Below are 19,756 nucleotides of genomic sequence, written 5' to 3' on the forward strand. Positions count from 1 at the left end.
GCTGATGCCGATGCGGACGCAGACGCTGATGCCGATGCGGATGCAGACGCTGACGCTGACGCCGACGCCGATGCTGACGCCGACGCCGACGCCGATGCTGACGCCGACGCAGATGCGGATGCAGATGCAGATGCAGATGCAGATGCGGATGCTGATGCTGATGCCGATGCCGATGCCGATGCTGATGCCGATGCCGATGCCGATGCCGATGCTGACGCCGACGCGGATGCAGACGCTGACGCTGACGCTGACGCTGACGCAGATGCTGACGCCGACGCGGATGCAGACGCTGACGCCGATGCGGATGCAGACGCTGACGCTGACGCAGATGCCGACGCTGATGCGGACGCAGACGCTGACGCAGATGCAGACGCCGACGCGGATGCCGACGCGGATGCCGACGCAGATGCTGATGCTGATGCAGACGCAGATGCGGATGCTGATGCTGATGCTGATGCCGATGCCGATGCCGATGCCGATGCAGATGCGGATGCCGATGCCGACGCTGATGCCGACGCAGATGCCGACGCTGATGCGGACGCTGATGCCGATGCGGACGCAGACGCTGATGCCGATGCGGATGCAGACGCTGACGCTGACGCCGACGCCGATGCTGACGCCGACGCAGATGCTGATGCTGATGCTGATGCTGATGCTGATGCTGATGCTGATGCTGATGCAGACGCAGATGCCGATGCCGATGCCGATGCAGATGCGGACGCTGATGCCGACGCAGATGCCGACGCTGATGCCGATGCCGATGCGGACGCCGACGCAGACGCCGACGCCGATGCTGACGCCGACGCAGACGCCATCGATGACAGCGCAGAGGTCGAATTCGGGCTATCCGTCGAAACAACGACCGACAGCGACAGCACGACCTACCTTGTGGCGATCGGCACATTCGTTGAAACTTATGGCTTCGCCGTCGCGGCCGGAGCCGAAGTCGACACCGTCTTCACGCTCACGGCCGACAGCATTGCTACCGTCCTTTCGGATGTCGAATTCACGTTGCAGCGCGAGTTGCCCGACGGCTCCTTCGAGGATGTCGCGAGCACCTCAGGCGGCGGCGTGCTGGATCTGCTCACGCTGGACATCCTGGCGGACAATCAGGTCCGCGTGACGGCGGACGACCTGCCCCCGGGCAACTATCGCGTGGTCTATGAAGGCGGCGGTCTGGTGGCAGCCGGCATCACCCTTACGCTCGATGCCGAATTCCGCACGATCACGGCGGATGGCGACCCGGCTACCGGCAATGTTCTGGCGAACGACGATCTGGTGTCAGGCAGCGAAACGCTGGAGATCGATACCGGCGGGGGCACGTTCGTGGCCGTCACCGATGGGCTGGTCGTCGCGGGGCAGTACGGGACGCTCGTCATCAATGCGGACGGCAGCTATACCTACACCCCGAATGACGACGTGGCTGGCGTGGGCCAGGCGGAAGTTTTCACATATCGCCTCGTCAACGCCGACGGCAGCAGTGACACGGCAACTCTGACCTTCGAACTGGTCGTGGCCGACACGACCCCGCCCGAAGCCCCCACCGCCGATGTCGACGACGCCACCGGAACCACCGTTACCGGCAGCGGAGAAATCGGCGCGACGATCACTGTCTATGCCCCTGATGGCACGACCGTGCTCGGCACCACCACCGTCGGCGCAGGCGGAACCTACTCGGTCACCATCCCGGCGCAGACCAATGGCGAGGATCTGCTGGTCACCGCCACCGATGCCGCCGGTAACGAATCCCCGACCACGCCGGTCGAAGCACCCGACCTGACGCCTCCGGCAGCGCCCACCGCCGATGTCGACGATGCTACCGGGACCACCGTTACCGGCAGCGGAGAAATCGGCGCGACGATCACCGTCTATGCTCCTGATGGCACGACCGTGCTCGGCACCACGACAGTCGGCGCAGGCGGAGCCTACTCGGCCACCATCCCGGCGCAGACCAATGGCGAAGATCTGCTGGTCACCGCCACCGATGCCGCCGGCAACGAATCCCCGACAACACCGACTGAAGCACCCGATCTGACACCTCCGGCAGCCCCCACCGCCGATGTCGACGACGCCACCGGAACCACCGTCACCGGCAGCGGAGAAATCGGCGCGACGATCACCGTCTATGCTCCTGACGGCACGACCGTGCTCGGCACCGCCACCGTCGGCGCAGGGGGAGCCTACTCGGTCACCATCCCGGCGCAGACCAACGGCGAGGATCTGCTGGTCACCGCCACCGATGCCGCCGGTAACGAATCCCCGACAACACCGACTGAAGCACCCGATCTGACACCTCCGGCAGCCCCCACCGCCGATGTCGACGACGCCACCGGAACCACCGTCACCGGCAGCGGAGAAATCGGCGCGACGATCACTGTCTATGCTCCTGACGGCACGACCGTACTCGGCACCACGACAGTCGGCGCAGGCGGAACCTACTCGGTCACCATCCCGGCGCAGACCAATGGCGAGGATCTGCTGGTCACCGCCACCGATGCCGCCGGTAACGAGTCCCCGACCACGCCGACCGAAGCACCCGATCTGACACCTCCGGCAGCCCCCACCGCCGATGTCGACGATGCCACCGGAACCACCGTCACCGGCAGCGGAGAAATCGGCGCGACGATCACCGTCTATGCTCCTGACGGCACGACCGTACTCGGCACGGCAACCGTCGGCGCAGGCGGAACCTACTCGGCCACCATCCCGGCGCAGACCAATGGCGAGGATCTGCTGGTCACCGCCACCGATGCCGCCGGTAACGAGTCCCCGACCACGCCGGTCGAAGCACCCGACCTGACACCTCCGGCAGCCCCCACCGCCGATGTCGACGATGCTACCGGGACCACCGTTACCGGCAGCGGGGAAATCGGCGCGACGATCACCGTCTATGCTCCTGACGGCACGACCGTGCTCGGCACGGCAACCGTCGGCGCAGGCGGAACCTACTCGGCCACCATCCCGGCGCAGACCAATGGCGAGGATCTGCTGGTCACCGCCACCGATGCCGCCGGCAACGAGTCCCCGACCACGCCGGTCGAAGCACCCGATCTGACACCTCCGGCAGCCCCCACCGCCGATGTCGACGACGCCACCGGAACCACCGTCACCGGCAGCGGAGAAATCGGCGCGACGATCACCGTCTATGCTCCTGACGGAACGACCGTGCTCGGCACGGCAACCGTCGGCGCAGGCGGAACCTACTCGGTCACCATCCCGGCGCAGACCAATGGCGAGGATCTGCTGGTCACCGCCACCGATGCCGCCGGCAACGAGTCCCCGACAACACCGACTGAAGCACCCGATCTGACACCTCCGGCAGCCCCCACCGCCGATGTCGACGATGCTACCGGGACCACCGTCACCGGCAGCGGAGAAATCGGCGCGACGATCACCGTCTATGCCCCTGACGGCACGACCGTGCTCGGCACCACGACGGTCGGCGCAGGCGGAACCTACTCGGTCACCATCCCGGCGCAGACCAATGGCGAAACCTGCCTGGTGACGGCGACGGATGCCGCGGGCAACGTATCGGCGACAACTTCGGTGACCGCGCCCGACCTGCTCGTCGCTATCGACAACGAAGTGACCATTTCGCTCGACGTTACGCCCGAAACATCGAACCAGCCGACGCAGACGGCCAATGTCGGCGGTCTGCTCAATCTCGGCGTGCTCGGCGATACGATCGACGTAACGCTTCTGGGCGCATCCAATTGCCTGATCTTCGACGTGTCGGAAAATGCGACGCGGCAGGTGACCGTTGACGGAGAAGGAGATGCCTTCCTGAACCTGAGCCTGTTCGGAGACGTCGATTTCGATCTGGTCGTCTATCGGGTCGAGCATGGCAGCAGCACGGCGACCCGCGTTCACACGGTCGTCGACTGGCTTGAGGGGAGCGGCGGAGCGCTCGGCGCCAACTGGGCAGCCGACCCCGCAATTCTCCCGGAATTCGGGGGCGGCGCGACGTATTACGTCACCCTGGGCAACAGTGGTGGATTACTCGACGCGACCCTGCTGGGCGGCCTTTCGATCGAATCCACGTCGGACACGATCACCGAATACGAACCGCCGGCCACTGTCAGCGGTAGCGCTTCGGGCAATGTCGTCACCGATGCAGGTGACGGCGGTGTCGACATTGCGCCCACCGGAACGGTCGTTTCACAAGTGAACGATACGTTGGTGGTTGGCGCGGCGACGGTGATTGCGGGGACTTACGGCAATCTGACGATCAATCCCGACGGCAGCTATTCCTATGCCGCCAACGCCAGCTTCACCGGTGAGTACGGGGATGTCGATACGTTCACTAACACATTGCTGGCGCCCAACGGCGATACGGAAACGGCAACCCTGTCGATCACGCTGGACTTTGCCGGTCCCCCGGATGGCGCGGCTCCGTTTGCGGCGTTCAGCATGATGGAACAGGATACCGTGCCGCTCGACGCCTTTACCCTGGTGAACGACGAAGACGCATCCCGTCCGCTCGCTTCGCCCATGCCAAGTAGTGATTTCACGCCATCCCTCGCGAAGGGAGACGACGAAAGCCTCGAGCCCATGCTGGAACGGTATCTGCGCGACAGCGGTGAGAAAGAGGCATTCCCCACTGCAAGTACCGAAGACAATACCACATCGACTGTCCCCGCCGGTTCGCAGACCACACCCGACCCTCTCGGCTATCTGAACATTGATCGTAATGACGAATTGGACAATAGTAACAATTCAGTGATTTGATCGAGTGTATTGGAGGGTAGCAATTTATTGCGCGGGTCATGCCAGATGACACGCACGGATACGGGTCGGGACAAGTGAGGGTGCGTGAAATCTGAACCGGCGATGCAGAAGTATCGATGGCTTGGGGCGATCGCTCTGGCCTGTGCGCCGTTCTTTCCTTCAGGTCTCGCTGCCCTGCCGCCGGAAGTTGACGCCCCCCTCACGATCCGCACCGCAGCGCGCGAAGCGGTCGCCTGGCATCCATCCGTCGAAGAGGCGGAAGCCGACCTCGCCTCTCGGACAGAGGAAATCGACGTTGCCGAAGCCGGCTATCTTCCCCGGGTCGAGGCCGGCGTAGGCTCCGGTTACGACAACATCGGCCAGAGCCGCTGGCGTCCGCGCGCCAATGTGTCCGTGTCGCAAATGCTCTACGACTTTGGAAAGGTTCGCAGCACCGTAGCTTCGGCAGAAGCCGGCACGCGCGTGGGGGAGGCGCGGCTACTGATCGCGGTGGACACGCTGATCCGCGACACGAGTTTTGCGGTGATCGAACTGCAACGGGTCCGGGCGTTGCAGCAGATCGCCAACGACCAGCTCGAAAGCGTGAGCAGCATCGCGGATCTTGTGCGGCACCGATACCAGCGCGGGGCGGCGACCAAGGCCGACCTTCTCCAGGCCGATGCCCGGGTCTATTCGGCGCGCGCCACGATCGAGCAGATCGAGGCCGAACATCAGCGCTGGCAGGCCTCGCTCGCCCATTATCTCGGCCGCGACCGAGCGCCGCCGGTCTCCACGGATTTTCCCGAAGATCTCCTGCGCTCGTGCCAGACGCAGCCGGATTGGGCCGGGGTTCCGGCCATTCAGGAAGTGCGCGCACGGCGCGACCTGGCCCTGGCGGAATTCGAACGTTCGCAGGCGGAAAGTATGCCCACGGTGTCGCTGTCGGTCGGCGGCGCGACCGATATCCACGATCCCTTCGGCGACCGCGAGGAATACAATTTCGGGATCAACGTATCGACATCGCTCTATAACGGTGGGGCCAATCGCGCGCGCATCCGCGGGGCCTCGCACGCACTGGGCGCGGCCGATGCGGCAGAAGCGCGCATTCACAATGAAGTCAGCCGCATCCTGGCCGAAGCGCAGCGACAGGTCGCGAGTTTCGACCGCGTCATCGATACGCTCGCCTTCCGGGAAGCCAGTATGCGCGAAACGGGCAAGCTCTATCGCCTGCAGTATTTGCAGATGGGCACCAAGACGCTGGTCGACCTGCTCAATGCCGAACAGGAATTGCATCAGGTGCGGTTCGACCGGGCCAATACCCAGCACGATCTGCGCCGGTTGCAGATCGATTGCCTCGTCACATCGGGGGCCGCACGCGCGGCCTTTGGCCTGGCAGGCACAGTGGTCGGGGGCGCAACGCTGTGACGGCAAGCCTCACCCACGAAGGGGATTTTCGGCCCGAGCTATGGATCGAGGCGTTTCGTCATGTCGCCCGGCAGTATGGCCTGCCGGTTTCGGCGGAGGGTGCCCGCCTGTCAGACCAGTGGCAGGGGGATCAGGATGGGGAAGCCCGGCTGCGCGCGCTCGCCCGGCATAGCGGGTTGCAAGTCCGCCTGGTCGAACCCGCAGCGCTGTCGCTCAGCAGTTGGCGGCTGCCGCTGATCGCCCGGTTCGGCAATGGCGATCTGGCCGTGGTCACGGGGATCGGCGACGATGGAACCGCCAATCTCGCCGTGATCGGTGAAGACGGGTTGCAGCAGCGGATGGCGCTGACCGATCTGGTCGAAACAAGCACGGTCTTCATCATCCCCCGCCCTTCCGGCGTCGTTCCCGACGCCAGGGTCGATACCTATATTCAGCCGTACCGGGACCACTGGCTGCGCCAGATCCTGCTGCAGGATCGCCGGATGTACCCCGGTATCGTGATTGCATCGCTGGTCACGAATTCGCTCGCCCTGGCAGGCGTGCTGTTTTCCATGCAGGTTTACGACCGGGTCGTTCCTGCCGAATCCTTTGCCACGCTGTATGTCCTGTTCATCGGCGTCCTGGTGGCCATCGGGTTCAGCTTTGCCCTGACCAAGCTGCGCACGACGATGATCGACGTGCTGGGTCGCCGCGCGGACCTGCGCATTTCGGATCGGGTCTTCGGCCACGCCCTGCGCGTGCGCAACAGCGACCGCCCTGCGTCCACCGGCACGTTCATCGCCCAGTTGCGCGACCTGGAACAAGTGCGCGAACTGCTCACTTCGACCACCGTGGCAGCGATTGCCGACATCCCGTTCTTCCTCCTTTTTCTGGGCGTCTTCTGGTTCATCGCCGGGCCTCTGGCGCTGGTGCCATTGTGTGCCCTGCTGCTGCTGGTCATTCCCGGATGGCTTGCCCAGCGGAAGTTGCGGACTCACGCGACGGAGGCAATGCGCGAATCCTCGCTGCGCAATGCGCTGCTGGTGGAATCGGTGCAGCGGATCGAGGATATCAAGACGCTCCAGGCCGAAGAACCCCTGCAGCGCCGCTGGAACCACTTCAACGCCGTCGCCAGCGAGGCGCAGCTCAGGCTGCGCAGCCTGACCAATGGCCTCACCGCATGGGCGCAGAATATTCAGAACACCGTCTACGCAACGATCGTGTTCTTTGGCGCGCCGATGGTCATCGCCGGCGACATGACCACCGGCGCCCTGGTCGGGGCGTCCATCCTCGGCTCCCGCATGATGGCGCCGATCGGGCAGGTGACCCAGGTCCTCAACCGGCTGCAGCAGGCGAAAGTCGGGGTTCAGGGCGTCGACCAGATCATGGCCTTGCCCGTCGACACACCCGAGAGGGAACAGCGTCTGCAGGTTCCCGCGATCGAGGGCGACTTCGACATTCGTTCGGCAGTCTTCGCCTATGGCGATGCCAGCGCGCCACCCGTGCTGACCGTGGAAAGGCTGGAGATCGCGGCCGGCGAAAAGATCGCGCTGCTGGGCCGCAACGGGGCCGGCAAGTCGACCCTGTTGCAGGGGTTGTCAGGGCTGCTCCCGCCGATCCTGGGCGAGGTGACGGTCGACGACCTGGCCTTGCATCAGATCGACCCCGCCGACGTGCGCCGCGACATCGGTCTGCTGGGCCAGAACAGCCGGTTGTTCCACGGCACCTTGCGCGACAATCTGACGATGGGCGCGCCCCACGCATCCGACCGCGAGATCGCGGACATGCTGGAAATGGTCGGGGCGGCGGATTTCGTGCGAGGCACGCAATCGGGGCTGGACTATTCCATTCAGGAAGGCGGAACGGGCCTGTCGGGCGGGCAAACGCAGGCGTTGCTGCTCGCAAGGCTGCTGTTGCGCCAACCTTCGGTCGTTCTGCTCGATGAACCCACCGCGTCGATGGACGAAGCCACCGAGCGGCACTTTATCCGGCATTTCGGCGAGTGGAGCAAAAACCGCACGGTCATTATCGCGACACATCGTATGCGCGCGCTCGATCTGGTCGACCGCATCGTGGTTCTGCACAATGGCAAGGTTACCCTGGATCAACCGAAAGAGGCCGCGATGGCCACGATGCAGGGTGCTGCAAACGGCAAGGGGCAGGCTGCATGACCGCGCGGGATGCAACCGGCGACGATGACTTTTTCGGCGAGAAGACCGATCCGCGCCTGAAGCTGTCGAACCGTCTCGTCTGGATACTTTGCGGGCTGTTCGCGGTCGCCCTCGCCTGGGCCTGGTTCGCCACGCTGGACGAAGTGGCCACCGGCAGCGGCCGCGTGGTGCCGACGATGCGCGAACAGGTCATCGAATCGCTGGAAGGGGGCATTCTCGCCCGGCTGCACGTCCAGCAGGACGATATCGTCGAAACGGGGGAAGTGCTCGCGCAACTCGACCCGACTCAGGCCAGTTCGACATTCGAAGAAAGCGCCGCCAAGTATCGCGCCGCGCTGGCCGCTTCCGCGCGGCTGAAGGCCGAAGTCAACCGCACGGCGTTGAACTTCCCGGCCGAACTCGATGATTTTCCTGCCCTCAAGCAGGAAGAGCGGCGCCTCTACGACACCCGTCGGGCGAGCCTGAGCGAGTCCGAGCGTCTGATCGACCAGTCGATTGCCCTGATCCGGCGCGAGGTCGCGATCGGCGAGTCGCTGATCGAAGTCGGCGCGGCCAGCAATGTGGAGGTCATTCGCCTTCAGCGCCAACTGGCGCAACTGGAACTGAAGAAGGCGGACCTGCGGTCGCAATATCAGGTCGAGGCGCGGCAGCAGCTCGCCAAGGCCAACGAGGAAGTGGAGGCGCTGGCGCCAGTGGTGCGCGGGCGGTCCGACACGCTGGATCGGCTGACGCTGCGATCGCCGGTCAAGGGAATCGTCAAGAGCATCCAGGTGTCCACCGTGGGCGGCGTGATCCCGCCCAACGGGCGATTGATGGAGATCATCCCGCTTGAAGACCAGCTGATGATCGAAGCGCGGATGTCGCCGCGCGACATCGCCTTCATCCATCCCGGCCAGCGTGCGACCGTGAAAGTGACCGCCTACGATTACTCGATCTACGGCGGGCTCGAAGGCGAAGTGGCGACGATATCGCCCGACACGATCCGCGATGAGGTGAACCCGGAGATTTACTACTATCGCGTCTTCATCCGCACGAAATCCAATGCGCTGGTCAACGATGCGGGGGAGCGGTTCCCGATCGGGCCGGGCATGATCACCACCGTCGATGTTCACACGGGACAAAAGACTGTCCTGCAATATCTGATGAAACCGATAAATCGGGCGCGGGAGGCGCTGCGAGAACGATGAGCAATGGCCTGGCTGCTCGTCTCGACCGTCTTCGATCATGCGTCGATGATGTTGCACCGACGCTGGTTGACGGGGAACGGAAGACGGTTCTGTTCTTCTCCTTCACCGACGGCAGCAGGCGCGCCCGCACGCTGACCGTCACAGCACCGACGGCGCAGGAAGCATGGGACATCGGCAGCCGCCAGGCGATCGACAGCGGCGCCGATGCACGATGGGTGCGGATCGACTGGGTCGATGCGGTCGAACGGCGAACATGGGCGGAATTGAAGGCCGCGCTGCGCACTATCAAGCGCAACTATTTCCGCCTGGGCATTTCGCTCGATCCGCAGTTCGAACATGCCTTCCTCGAAACCGAACTCAACGCGAATGCCATGCTCTATGGCGGCAACAAGACTCCCGCGGCGGTACTGAACGAGAAGAATTTCGCCATCTATGCGGCCCGGCGTCACGGCCTGGCCGACCTGACGTTTGCGGACGACGACCCGATCTGGCTGTTCACGACCAAGGGCGCTTTCGTCGGGGACGATCTGGCGCTGTATCCGATCTCTGACGCGGGTCTCGATACCGGCCGACGCGCAATCGAGCCGCTCGGCCCGCCGCAGGTCGCCCACCTCATCGAAGCCGGAAGCACGTACCTGGCATCGCAAGTGGGGGAGGATGGGCGGTTCGATTATGGCTGGCATCCCTGTTTCGACCGGCCGATCCGTGCCTACAACGCGCTGCGCCATGCGAGCACGGTCTATGCCATGCTCGAAGCGTGGGAGGTGACGGGCGAAAGCGACCTCGAACAGGCGATTGAACGCGCTCTGGCGTTCCTGACCGGCGAGCTGATCGAAACGGTTGCCATCCCCGACATGGCGGAAGAGGCGGCCTTTCTGGTCGACGTGGGGGACGAGATCAAACTCGGCGGCAATGCGGTCGCGATCCTCGCCCTGCTCAAGCATCATGCGTTAACGGGCTGCGGCAGGAGCCTGGCCCTGGCAGAGCGGTTGGGCTCCGGCATCCTGCACATGCAGGATAGCCGCACGGGCGCATTCCGCCATGTCCTGACCCACCCATCGCTGGAAGTGAAAGAGCGCTTTCGGATCATCTACTACGATGGCGAGGCGGCTTTCGGCCTCATGCGCCTCTACGAAGCGACGGGGGACGAGCGCTGGCTGAACGCGGTCGAAAAGGCCTTCGATCACTTTATCGCGCAGCAGCACTGGAAAGCGCACGATCACTGGCTCAGCTACGCCGTCAACGAATTGACCCGGTATCGGCCCGACGATCGCTATTTCCGTTTCGGCCTCGACAATTTTCGGACTTACATCGATTTCGTCCTCGAACGCATCACCACGTTCCCCACGCTGCTGGAACTGATGACCGCGGCCGAGGCGATGGTTTCGCGGTTGCGGAGCGATCCGGAGCGGCGCCATCTCCTCGACGGGGTCGACCTTTCCCGTTTTTACCGCGCGCTCGACCATCGCGCGCAGTATCTGCTCAACGGCCATTTCTGGCCCGAGCTTGCGATGTTTTTCGCCAACCCGGCAAAGATCGCGGGCAGCTTCTTCATCCGTCACCACGCCTTCCGCATCCGCATCGACGACGTGGAGCACTACCTCTCGGGCCTGGTCGCGTACCGCAAGTATCTGCTCGGGCGGGCGGGGGAAGACACTTCGGAACCCTCCACCGTGCGCGGCGATGGGAAACGGCGTTGGGATGCTGCCGACATGACGCGCGCGACCGGGGGGCGATGGCATACCGCTCCGCCGGAAGGCTGGACGGCCAGCGGACTGTGCATCTTCGCACCAACCTTTCGCGAAGGGGACGTAATCGCGCTGCGGCCTGCCGAGGGATGGCCGGGCGGCATTCCGCCCGTCCCGGCCGGTCGTCTCTCCGGCACGGCGGCGGCCGTGATCGGTGACGATGCGGAACGCCTTCCTGGTGCGCCCACTCCTGCGATGCTGGTGGACGACGTTGGCGCCGCAGTGCTCGACATGGGCCGGTACGCGCGAGAGCAGATGCGCGGCAAAGTGATCGGGGTAACGGGGAGCGCGGGCAAGACCAGCACCGTTGCCATGCTGGCGCATGCACTATCGACTTATGGCACCGTCGGCCAAACCCGGCACAATGCCAATCTGCCGCATGGCATCGCGTGGAATCTCGCGTCGATCCCCTGGGATGCACCGCATGTCGTGCTGGAGCTGGCGATCGGGCGCATGGCGCAAAACTCCCGCCTGACCCGGCCGGACATTGCGATCTTCACCAATGTCCTGCCCGCCCATCTGGAATTTCATCGCGATCTCGCGACCATCGCTCGGCGGAAGAGTGCCATTTTCCAGGGAATGCGCGCCGGCAACGTGGCGATACTGAACCGAGACATGGCCGAGTGGGAACGGGTCCACCTGGCCGCACGAAGCCGCGGCCTTCAGGTCATCAATTTCGGAACGTCCGACGATTGCCAGGTCCGGCTGATCGATTACGACAGCGGTTCCGGCCGCATCGTCGCGGAAGCCTGGGGAGAGCAAAAGACCTTCACCCTCGGCGCGGCGGGAGAGCACATGGCGCATAATGCGCTGGCGGTCGTCGCGACCCTCTCTGCCCTCGACCGCGATCCCAGGCCTGCCCTGTCCCGACTGGCCGGCTTTTCCGCACTGGAAGGGAGAGGCCGGGAATTCTCGGCCCGGATCAACGGCGCCCGGGTGACGGTTCTGGACGAAGCCTACAACGCCAATCCGGGATCGATGGAAGCAGCGATTGCCCTTCTCGGATCAAAATCGGACGCCGGGCGGCGGATAGCGGTGCTGGGGGAGATGGCCGAATTAGGTCCGAACTCGATCGATTATCACACAGCTCTCGCGCAGCAGATCGCACGCGAGCCGATTGATCGCGTCTATGCGCTAGGCGCGCTCTATGACGGGTTCTGGGACCTGCTGCCAGGTGCGCGCAAGGCCGCTCGCCCGTGCTCGCTGGAGGAACTGCAAGCCGCCCTGTTCGCCGACCTCGCGGACGGCGATGTCGTGCTGTTCAAGGGGTCGCACAGCACCGGCCTGCATCAGATCATTTCGCAGATAATAGATCGTTAATAGTGTAGTTAACTCTTGTTAGTTGTGTTTTGTCTGGAACCATAAAGGAGGAAGGATATTATATAAAAACTATGAGCCAATCCGATATACGATCTCGCCACGAGCGGTTGGATATTTCTCCCACATCCCGCAGAGCCGTAGAGAATCTCGCCCTGGCCGGCGTCGGTCGATCGTTGGAAGAACGACGATTGGTGGAAGTGGCGAGGCGCTTTATTAAACTACGCAAAAGGATGGGCGAGTTCATACCAAAGAATTTGGTAAAAGACTGGGCCTGGGACATTTTTCTTGAATTGTTCGTCAATGGAGAGGAAGGCGGGATAGTTTACGTCAAGCATCTGATGCTTACCTGTAACACTACACCGACCTCCGCCATGCGACTGATCGACCGGATCGAAGATGCAGGATTGATCGAGCGCTCTACCGACTATCTCGATCAACGGCGGGTCATTATAAAACTGTCGGACAGGGGTCGCGAAGCGATGATCGCAATCTTGCGCGACGCATCCGCCTGGGCGGATCGGGATATAGCCGCGGACGCCCCGCGCCCCTTCACTCCAAGGCCCGGCTGACGCTCTCTGCTCGGGCGAGCGCGAACCGTGGTTAGGCGCCGGTCACGACTGTATGGCCAGCCGCTTTCCATTCGGGAAACCCGGCATTCAACTGGCGCGCCCTGATCCCTTCCTTTCGCATGATGTCCACCGCACTGGTCGAAAGGACGCAGTGCGGACCGCGGCAATAGGCAATGATCTCGCGGTCGCGCGCCAACAGGGGCAGATGGTCTTCCAACCCTTCGACCGGGACGTTGATGGCGCCGGGCAAGTGCCCCATGGCGAACTCCTCAGGCGGGCGAACGTCGAGCAGTATCACCGATGAATCCCGCAAACGCTCCAGCAGTTCGTCCAGCGAAATGCCCTCGAGATCATCGGGCTGCGTAAGGCTGGCCGATATCACCGAGCGAATTTCGGATCGCTGATGTTGGGCTAGCCGCGTCAACGCGCCGAGGACGTCGGTAATCGGTCCGCCCGCAAGGCTGTAAAGCACTTGCTTCCCCTTCCGCTCGGCCACGACGAGGCTGCTGCGCTTCAGATGCTGCAGATGCTGCGAGGCGTTGGCGACCGAAAGGCCTGAAAGTTCGGCCAGCCGCTCCACCGGGCGCGCGCCCTGGGCGGCGTGCTGAAGAAGCAGGAGGCGCTGCGGGCTGCCTAACGTCCGCGCGAGATTGGCGAGGTCGGTGAGAAGAGCGTGCTGCGCGCGGTCCATATCCATCCTTGACATGTATCGTCATTCGCAAGATCAATCAATCTATTGATTGAATCATTGATTCGATAGCAGACGGAGCGTGCGAATGGATATGGGGGCCGACTGGGCGATAAATGCGCTTGCGATTGGCGTCATCGCAACCGCGGTGATGGACGTCTGGGCGATATTTCTGAAGCGCGCATTCTCCATCCCATCGCTGAACTATGCCTTTGTCGGTCGCTGGCTCGGGCACATCCCTGCGGGACGGCTTAGCCATCCGAACATTGCCGCGGCCGCACCTGTTGCCGGTGAAACCCTAATGGGCTGGGCCGCGCATTACGCCATCGGTGTCGCCTTTGCCGGGGGCCTGCTGGCAATCATGGGAACCGAATGGGTGGACGCACCGACCTTGTGGCCCGCGCTGGTGGCCGGATGGATCACCCTGTTCGCTCCATTCTTCATCCTGCAACCCGGTCTCGGGCTCGGGATCGCGGCTTCGAAAACTCCCCGACCGAACGTGGCCCGGTGGCGCAGCTTCGTCACGCACACGGTCTTCGGGTTCGGCCTTTTCGTGGGCGCTTTGGTGCTGTCCCGGTTCTAGCCGGCAAAGGCGCTCAATCGAACCGTCCCTCGCGCCCCGCACCGTTCACGAAGCGGTTCGCGCCGGCTTCTGCCTCTGCGGCCAGCGGCGCGGCGCCTTCGCGGCCTTCGAAGCGTAGAGCTTCGGCAAGGTCGAGATCCCACTGGCGATAGGCGGACATGCGATCCGTGCGCAGGCACCGCGGGGGGAAGCGCGCGATCTCCGCCGCCAGCGCCTGTGCCGCAGCGAGCGCGCCGCCATCGTCGACCACACGGCTGGCCAGCCCGATCGCCAGCGCCTCCGCCGCATCGACCGGCCGGCCGGTCAGGATCATGTCGAGCGCGCGGGCCTGCCCGACGATGCGCGGCAGACGGACGGTGCCCCCGTCGATCAGCGGCACACCCCAGCGGCGGCAGAAAACGCCGAAGGTCGCGCTGCGGGCCGCAACGCGCATGTCGCACCACAGGGCAAGCTCCAGCCCCCCCGCCACCGCGTAGCCTTCGACCGCCGCGATGACCGGCTTCGTCAACAGCATCCGCGAAGGGCCCATCGGCCCTTCGCCCTCGGGATCATAACGGTCCCTGCCCTCCCCGACGCTCTTCAGATCGAATCCAGCACAGAAGTGGCCGCCTGCACCGGTCAGAACCGCGACCGATGCACTGTCGTCGCGCTCGAAATCGACGAACGCCTGTCGCAGGAGATCGGCAGTCGCAGGATCGACCGCGTTGCGGCAATCGGGGCGATCAATGGTGACGGTCCGCACCGCCCCCTCGTTGGTGATATGAACGCTCACGATGCAGGCATCGCGCGGTCGATGATGGCGCGCGTGTCCACCACCGCATCGAAGGCACCATAGGCCGCGCCCCGCGGTGCCAGCCGAAGGCGGCAGAAAGCCTCTGCCATGGGATTATCCTGCCCGATCAGGATCGCGGCCTGCGCGGCAAGTGCCAGCCGCTCGACCAGCAGCCGCGCCGTCCCTTCCTGCGCGTCGGTCAGGTCGATCGCATCGATCCAGGCGTCGTAGGCGGGATGATGCCCCCGCTGGGCAGACAGGAAATCATGCAGCGCCTCCACCCCTTCGGGTTCCCGGCCGATGGCGCGCAGCACGTCGAGCGCGATGACGTTGCCCGATCCTTCCCAGATTGCGTTTAGCGGAGACTGGCGGAACAGGCGCGGCATCGGCCCGGATTCGACGTAGCCTGCGCCGCCATGCGCCTCCATCGCTTCGTAGATCAGGCCCGGCGCGCGCTTGCACACCCAGTATTTGGCAATCGGCGTCAGCAGCCGGGCGAGCGCATCGCCCTCGTCAAAAGTCTGTGCCAGCCGGAAACCGAGCGCAGTCGCAGCCTCGCTTTCAATGGCCAGATCGGCGAGCACTGCCGCCATCGCCGGCTGGTCGATCAGCCGCTTCTGAAACGCGGAACGATGCGCCGTGTGCCACAGCGCCTGGGCCAGCGCCCCGCGCATTTGCTGCGCCGATCCGATCACGCAATCGAGCCGGGTATGCTGCACCATCTGGATGATCGTCGCGACCCCGCGCCCCTCCGGCCCCAGCCGCTGCGCCAGCGCGCCATGATATTCAATTTCGGACGAGGCGTTCGAACGATCGCCCAGCTTGTCTTTCAAACGCATCACGCGAAAGCCCGCGTTGCGCGTGCCGTCGGGCAGCCAGCGCGGGACGAGGAAGCAGGTCAGCCCCCCTTTGGCATAGGCAAGCGTCAGGAACGCATCGCACATTGGCGCCGAGCAGAACCACTTGTGCCCTGTCAGGCTGTACCACCCCTCTTCCCCCGCAGGTTCGGCACGGGTTGTGTTGGCGCGCACGTCGCTGCCGCCCTGTTTTTCGGTCATCGCCATGCCGATCGTGACACCGGCCTTCTCGGCCGCCGGGCGCGATGCTGGGTCGTAGCGGCCGGCTGCGATCCGCGGCACCCAGGTGTCGGCAACCGCAGTCTCTGCGCGCAGTGCGGGCACAGCGGCATAAGTCATGGTCATCGGGCAGCTCGTTCCCGAATCGGCCTGTCCGGTCAGAAACAGGATCGCGGCGTGGAGCGTGTGCCCGCGCGCGCTGCCATCCCACGCCGATGCCGCGAACCTGCTTTCGATCCCGAGGCGCATAAGTTCGTGATAAGCGGGGTGAAAACGCACCTCGTCCACACGGTGGCCGTAGCGGTCGAAACTCTCGAGCACCGGCGCCTGCCTGTTCGCCTCCACGCCCCACTCGACCACCTCCGCGGAGCCGCAACGCGCGCCCAGCGCCGTCAGGCGATCGGCATGTTCGCCCGCCCCCGCCCGAGCCACCGCCTCGGCCAAGGCGCGGTCGCCGGTGAACAGGTTCACGTTCTCGAACGGCGGCGGCTGGTTGAACACCTCATGCGTATCGAGGCGGTCGATCGGCTGAATGGCGGTCATCGTCCTTCTCCTCAATCTTCGGCGGGCAGGCGCTTCGACACCTGGCTGGCGATGGGATCGCCGCTGTCGCGTTCGGCAACCGCTTGCTTGAAGCCGACTTCCTGTGCGCGTTCGCGGAACCACATACCCTCGGGCGAGTGGCGCGAGACGCCGTCGAACAGGGTCGCGAACATCTGCGTATTGTTGAGGCCCATGTTGTCATACGCCTGGTTGACCACGGTCTTGGTCATCATCAACTGGTTGCGCGGCACACCGCGAAGACGGCCGACGAGCCGCCCGACCGCATCGTCCAGCTCCGCTTCCGGCACCGCTTCGAGCGCGAGCCCGATGCGTTCCGCCTCGCGCCCGTCGATCAGGTCGCCGGTCATCATCATCCGCTTCGCCATCTGCGGGCCCAGGCGATAGACCCACATGGCCGGCGTCGGCACGCCCCAGACGCGCGCGGGCGGATAGCCGATGCGCGCATCGTCGGCCATGATCAGGAAATCGCAGCACAGCGCGATGTCCGATCCGCCGGCGACCGCTGCACCGTGGACGCGGGCGATCGTCGGCTTGCTCGCACGCCACAGCGCCATGAAATCCTGCGTGTTGCGCCACATCATCTGGAAATCGAGCGTCGGGTCCCACGGCATATCCTGCGATCCACTGATCTCGCCCTTGCGTTCGGCATAGTGCTTCAGGTCGTAGCCACCGCAAAAGCCCGGCCCCGCCCCGCGCACGACGATCACGTGGACATCGGGATCGGCCTCCGCCCGCTCCACCGCCTGGCGGATTTCGCGCGGCATGCCATGCGCGATCGCGTTGAAGTGCTCAGGCCGATCGAGCGTGATGGTCGCGACCCGATTTTCGGCAGTGTAGGACAGGGTTTGGAAGGACATCAGTGAATCTCCTGCGGCGCGCGAGCGGCACCGGTTGCAAGGGCTGCTTCAATCTCTTCGGGCTCGAACCCCGCGGCTGCGAGCACCGAGCGGCTATGTTCACCGACACGGGGGGCATGGTCGTCCAGCCCGGACCGCTTCCCATCGAAGCGCGCGACGGGGCGGGTGCGGCGGACCGCGCCGGCTTGCGGGTGATCGGTCAGGACGACGAAATCGTCGTGGACGACCTGGGGATGATCGGGCAGCGCCGCCGAGCGATTGACGACCCCGCAGGGCACCCCTGCATCGACCAGCCGGGCCACGGCCTCCGACGTCGAAAGCGCCGCGATGCGCGGTGCGGAAAACGCCCGCAGATCGTTCCAGTTGAGGAAGCGTTTCGTCATGTCGGCATAGCGCGGATCGGCCAGCAGGTCGGGTGCATCTATCGCGCCCGCCCAGCCTTCGAATTCGGCCTGCGACAGCATGACCACGACGATCCAGCCGTCGGCAGTCTGCCACGGACGATAGACCGATGCGATGTCCGGCATGCGCGACTCGCTTTCCGGGAAGGCAAGATCGCCGTGAAGGTCGATCCAACCGTAAGCGATCGCGGCTTCGAGCATCGACACGTCGACCTGCGCGCCCTTGCCGGTCCGCCCCCGCGCGACCAGCGCTGCTGTGGCGGCCTGCGCGGCATAGAGCCCGGCGTTCTTGTCGCAGATCCACTGCGGCATCAGCGTCGGCCCATCTTCGCCCCACGAAACCATGCCCGATTCGGCCTGGACGATGGGGTCATAGGCACGCGCATCCGCCATCGGGCCGTTCTGGCCGAAGCCGCTGATGCGCACGGTCACCAGTTCCGGTCGCAAGTCTTGCAGCGCGGCGGAGCCCAGTTCCAGGCGCTCCATCACGCCGGGCCGAAAGTTATGAATCAGAATATCGGCCTGGGGGATGAGCCGCCGGAGCACTTCGCGCCCTTCGTCGCGCGTCAGATCGAGCGCGATTGACTGCTTGTCCGCATTGAGCGCGACATGAGCGGAACTGAAACCCGGCGTCGCGACTGCACCCAGCAGGCGTGCGCGGTCCCCTTCGAACGGTTCGACTTTCCAGATCCGGGCCCCCTGCTGCGCCATGATCTGCGTGGCAAGCGGACCGGCGACAACGCTGGTGAGATCGATTACCGTGATGCCTTCAAGGGGCAGCATACTTTCCTCTCCCGCTCCATTTATTTATTACGCAAAATGTCGGATATGGACGAAAAACGCAATACAATAATGGCCGACGGCAATGCGATGAGCGCGCGGATGTTGATCCTCGACCTGCTCGACACCGGCGATCCGCCCAGTTTTTCAGCAAGCGATCTTGTTCGCGCGGGCGCCGCGTTCGGCATCGAAGCGCCCGGGATTCGCACTGCCCTCACGCGCCTGAAATCCGAAGGGCGGGTGCAGTCGCTGACCCGCGGACGATATATAATCGGCGCAAGCGCCGAGCCGTTGAAGCAGCGCATACTCGGCTGGCGAACCCGGCTGGATCGTCGCCAGGCCTGGGCCGGCGACTGGCTGCTGGCCATCGCAGGGCCGCAGGAACGCGCCGACCGCACCGCCTGGCGTCGCACGCTGCGCGCCCTCGAACTGGAAGGCTTTGCGGAGGCGGAGGTCAACATCTGGGCGCGCCCCGCCAATCTGGCCGACGGGGCCGACGGCATACGCCGCCGGCTGATCGACCTCGAAGCGGCAACGTCGCTGTTCGTCGTCGAAGCGCGCGCGCTGGATGAAACCCGCCGGGAACGTTTCCCGGCCCTGTGGGACGCCGCAAGCCTGCTCGCCTCGCACCAGCAGCTGACCGCTCAGCTGGAAGATAGCGCGGCCAATATCGAAACGACCGACCTGCCGGCCGCTGCTGCGGAAACCCTGTTGCTGGGCCGCCAGGCCATCCGCGCAATCATGCGCGACCCCCTGCTGCCCGAAGAGCTGTGCCCCAGCCATGCGCTGACCGATCTGATCGGGGCAATGATCCGGTACGATCGCCTGGGGAAGCGGATATGGAAACGGTATCTGGCGGACTAGGGCGGTCCCGGCCTGATGCTGACGGTCCCGACTGCCCCCGATAGACGTGCGCCGGACGCGCGGCC

At 64.6% G+C, this 19,756-nt stretch carries 13 protein-coding genes; 8 read left to right on the forward strand and 5 right to left on the reverse strand.

The window, feature by feature from the left end; translation table 11 throughout:
- Positions 1-888: 888 nt before the first annotated feature.
- From AM2010_RS14405 to AM2010_RS08470, 6 genes are all read left to right on the forward strand, one after another.
- Positions 889-4,728, forward strand: coding sequence for an Ig-like domain-containing protein (locus tag AM2010_RS14405; protein WP_420834977.1), 3,840 nt, complete (start codon positions 889-891; stop codon positions 4,726-4,728).
- A gap of 102 nt (positions 4,729-4,830) precedes the next feature.
- On the forward strand, positions 4,831-6,132 hold the full coding sequence (locus AM2010_RS08450; protein WP_082132846.1) for a TolC family protein: 1,302 nt from the start codon (positions 4,831-4,833) through the stop codon (positions 6,130-6,132).
- Entirely contained in the window at positions 6,129-8,282 is a 2,154-nt protein-coding gene (locus tag AM2010_RS08455; RefSeq protein WP_047806700.1) for a type I secretion system permease/ATPase, read from the forward strand. The genes AM2010_RS08450 and AM2010_RS08455 overlap by 4 nt, the downstream gene beginning before the upstream one ends.
- The gene (locus AM2010_RS08460) at positions 8,279-9,469 is read left to right on the forward strand and encodes an HlyD family type I secretion periplasmic adaptor subunit (protein ID WP_047806701.1); all 1,191 of its coding nucleotides are present in this window, start codon (positions 8,279-8,281) and stop codon (positions 9,467-9,469) included. The genes AM2010_RS08455 and AM2010_RS08460 overlap by 4 nt, the downstream gene beginning before the upstream one ends.
- Entirely contained in the window at positions 9,466-12,537 is a 3,072-nt protein-coding gene (locus AM2010_RS08465; protein WP_047806702.1) for a UDP-N-acetylmuramoyl-tripeptide--D-alanyl-D-alanine ligase, read from the forward strand. Before AM2010_RS08460 ends, AM2010_RS08465 begins: the two co-directional genes overlap by 4 nt.
- A gap of 71 nt (positions 12,538-12,608) precedes the next feature.
- On the forward strand, positions 12,609-13,106 hold the full coding sequence (locus AM2010_RS08470; protein ID WP_150115360.1) for a helix-turn-helix domain-containing protein: 498 nt from the start codon (positions 12,609-12,611) through the stop codon (positions 13,104-13,106).
- 31 nt (positions 13,107-13,137) lie between these two features.
- Here the strand turns inward: AM2010_RS08470 and AM2010_RS08475 are convergent, their stop codons facing one another.
- On the reverse strand, positions 13,138-13,803 hold the full coding sequence (locus AM2010_RS08475) for an ArsR/SmtB family transcription factor (RefSeq protein ID WP_082132847.1): 666 nt from the start codon (positions 13,801-13,803) through the stop codon (positions 13,138-13,140).
- 79 nt (positions 13,804-13,882) lie between these two features.
- Between AM2010_RS08475 and AM2010_RS08480 the strand changes: the two genes are divergently transcribed.
- Positions 13,883-14,377 carry a DUF2938 domain-containing protein gene (locus AM2010_RS08480; RefSeq protein ID WP_047806704.1) on the forward strand — a complete coding sequence of 165 codons (495 nt, stop codon included), beginning with the start codon at positions 13,883-13,885 and terminating at the stop codon, positions 14,375-14,377.
- Between the two features lie 13 nt (positions 14,378-14,390).
- Here the strand turns inward: AM2010_RS08480 and AM2010_RS08485 are convergent, their stop codons facing one another.
- Genes AM2010_RS08485 through AM2010_RS08500 form a run of 4 tightly spaced genes read right to left on the reverse strand, consistent with a single transcriptional unit; the run spans position 14,391 to position 18,830 of the window.
- The gene (locus AM2010_RS08485; protein ID WP_047806705.1) at positions 14,391-15,149 is read right to left on the reverse strand and encodes a crotonase/enoyl-CoA hydratase family protein; all 759 of its coding nucleotides are present in this window, start codon (positions 15,147-15,149) and stop codon (positions 14,391-14,393) included.
- Positions 15,146-16,768, reverse strand: a complete 1,623-nt coding sequence (locus AM2010_RS08490) for an acyl-CoA dehydrogenase family protein (protein ID WP_047806706.1) — start codon at positions 16,766-16,768, stop codon at positions 15,146-15,148. The genes AM2010_RS08485 and AM2010_RS08490 overlap by 4 nt, the downstream gene beginning before the upstream one ends.
- Positions 16,769-16,779: 11 nt before the next feature.
- The gene (locus tag AM2010_RS08495) at positions 16,780-17,646 is read right to left on the reverse strand and encodes a crotonase/enoyl-CoA hydratase family protein (protein WP_047806707.1); all 867 of its coding nucleotides are present in this window, start codon (positions 17,644-17,646) and stop codon (positions 16,780-16,782) included.
- Positions 17,646-18,830: a CaiB/BaiF CoA transferase family protein gene (locus AM2010_RS08500; protein ID WP_047806708.1), complete on the reverse strand. Its 1,185-nt coding sequence runs from the start codon at positions 18,828-18,830 to the stop codon at positions 17,646-17,648. Before AM2010_RS08500 ends, AM2010_RS08495 begins: the two co-directional genes overlap by 1 nt.
- Positions 18,831-18,899: 69 nt before the next feature.
- Between AM2010_RS08500 and AM2010_RS08505 the strand changes: the two genes are divergently transcribed.
- Positions 18,900-19,691, forward strand: coding sequence for a PaaX family transcriptional regulator C-terminal domain-containing protein (locus tag AM2010_RS08505; RefSeq protein WP_236699537.1), 792 nt, complete (start codon positions 18,900-18,902; stop codon positions 19,689-19,691).
- The last annotated feature ends 65 nt before the right edge of the window (positions 19,692-19,756 follow it).

This window comes from Pelagerythrobacter marensis, from assembly GCF_001028625.1.
Lineage (GTDB): Bacteria > Pseudomonadota > Alphaproteobacteria > Sphingomonadales > Sphingomonadaceae > Pelagerythrobacter > Pelagerythrobacter marensis.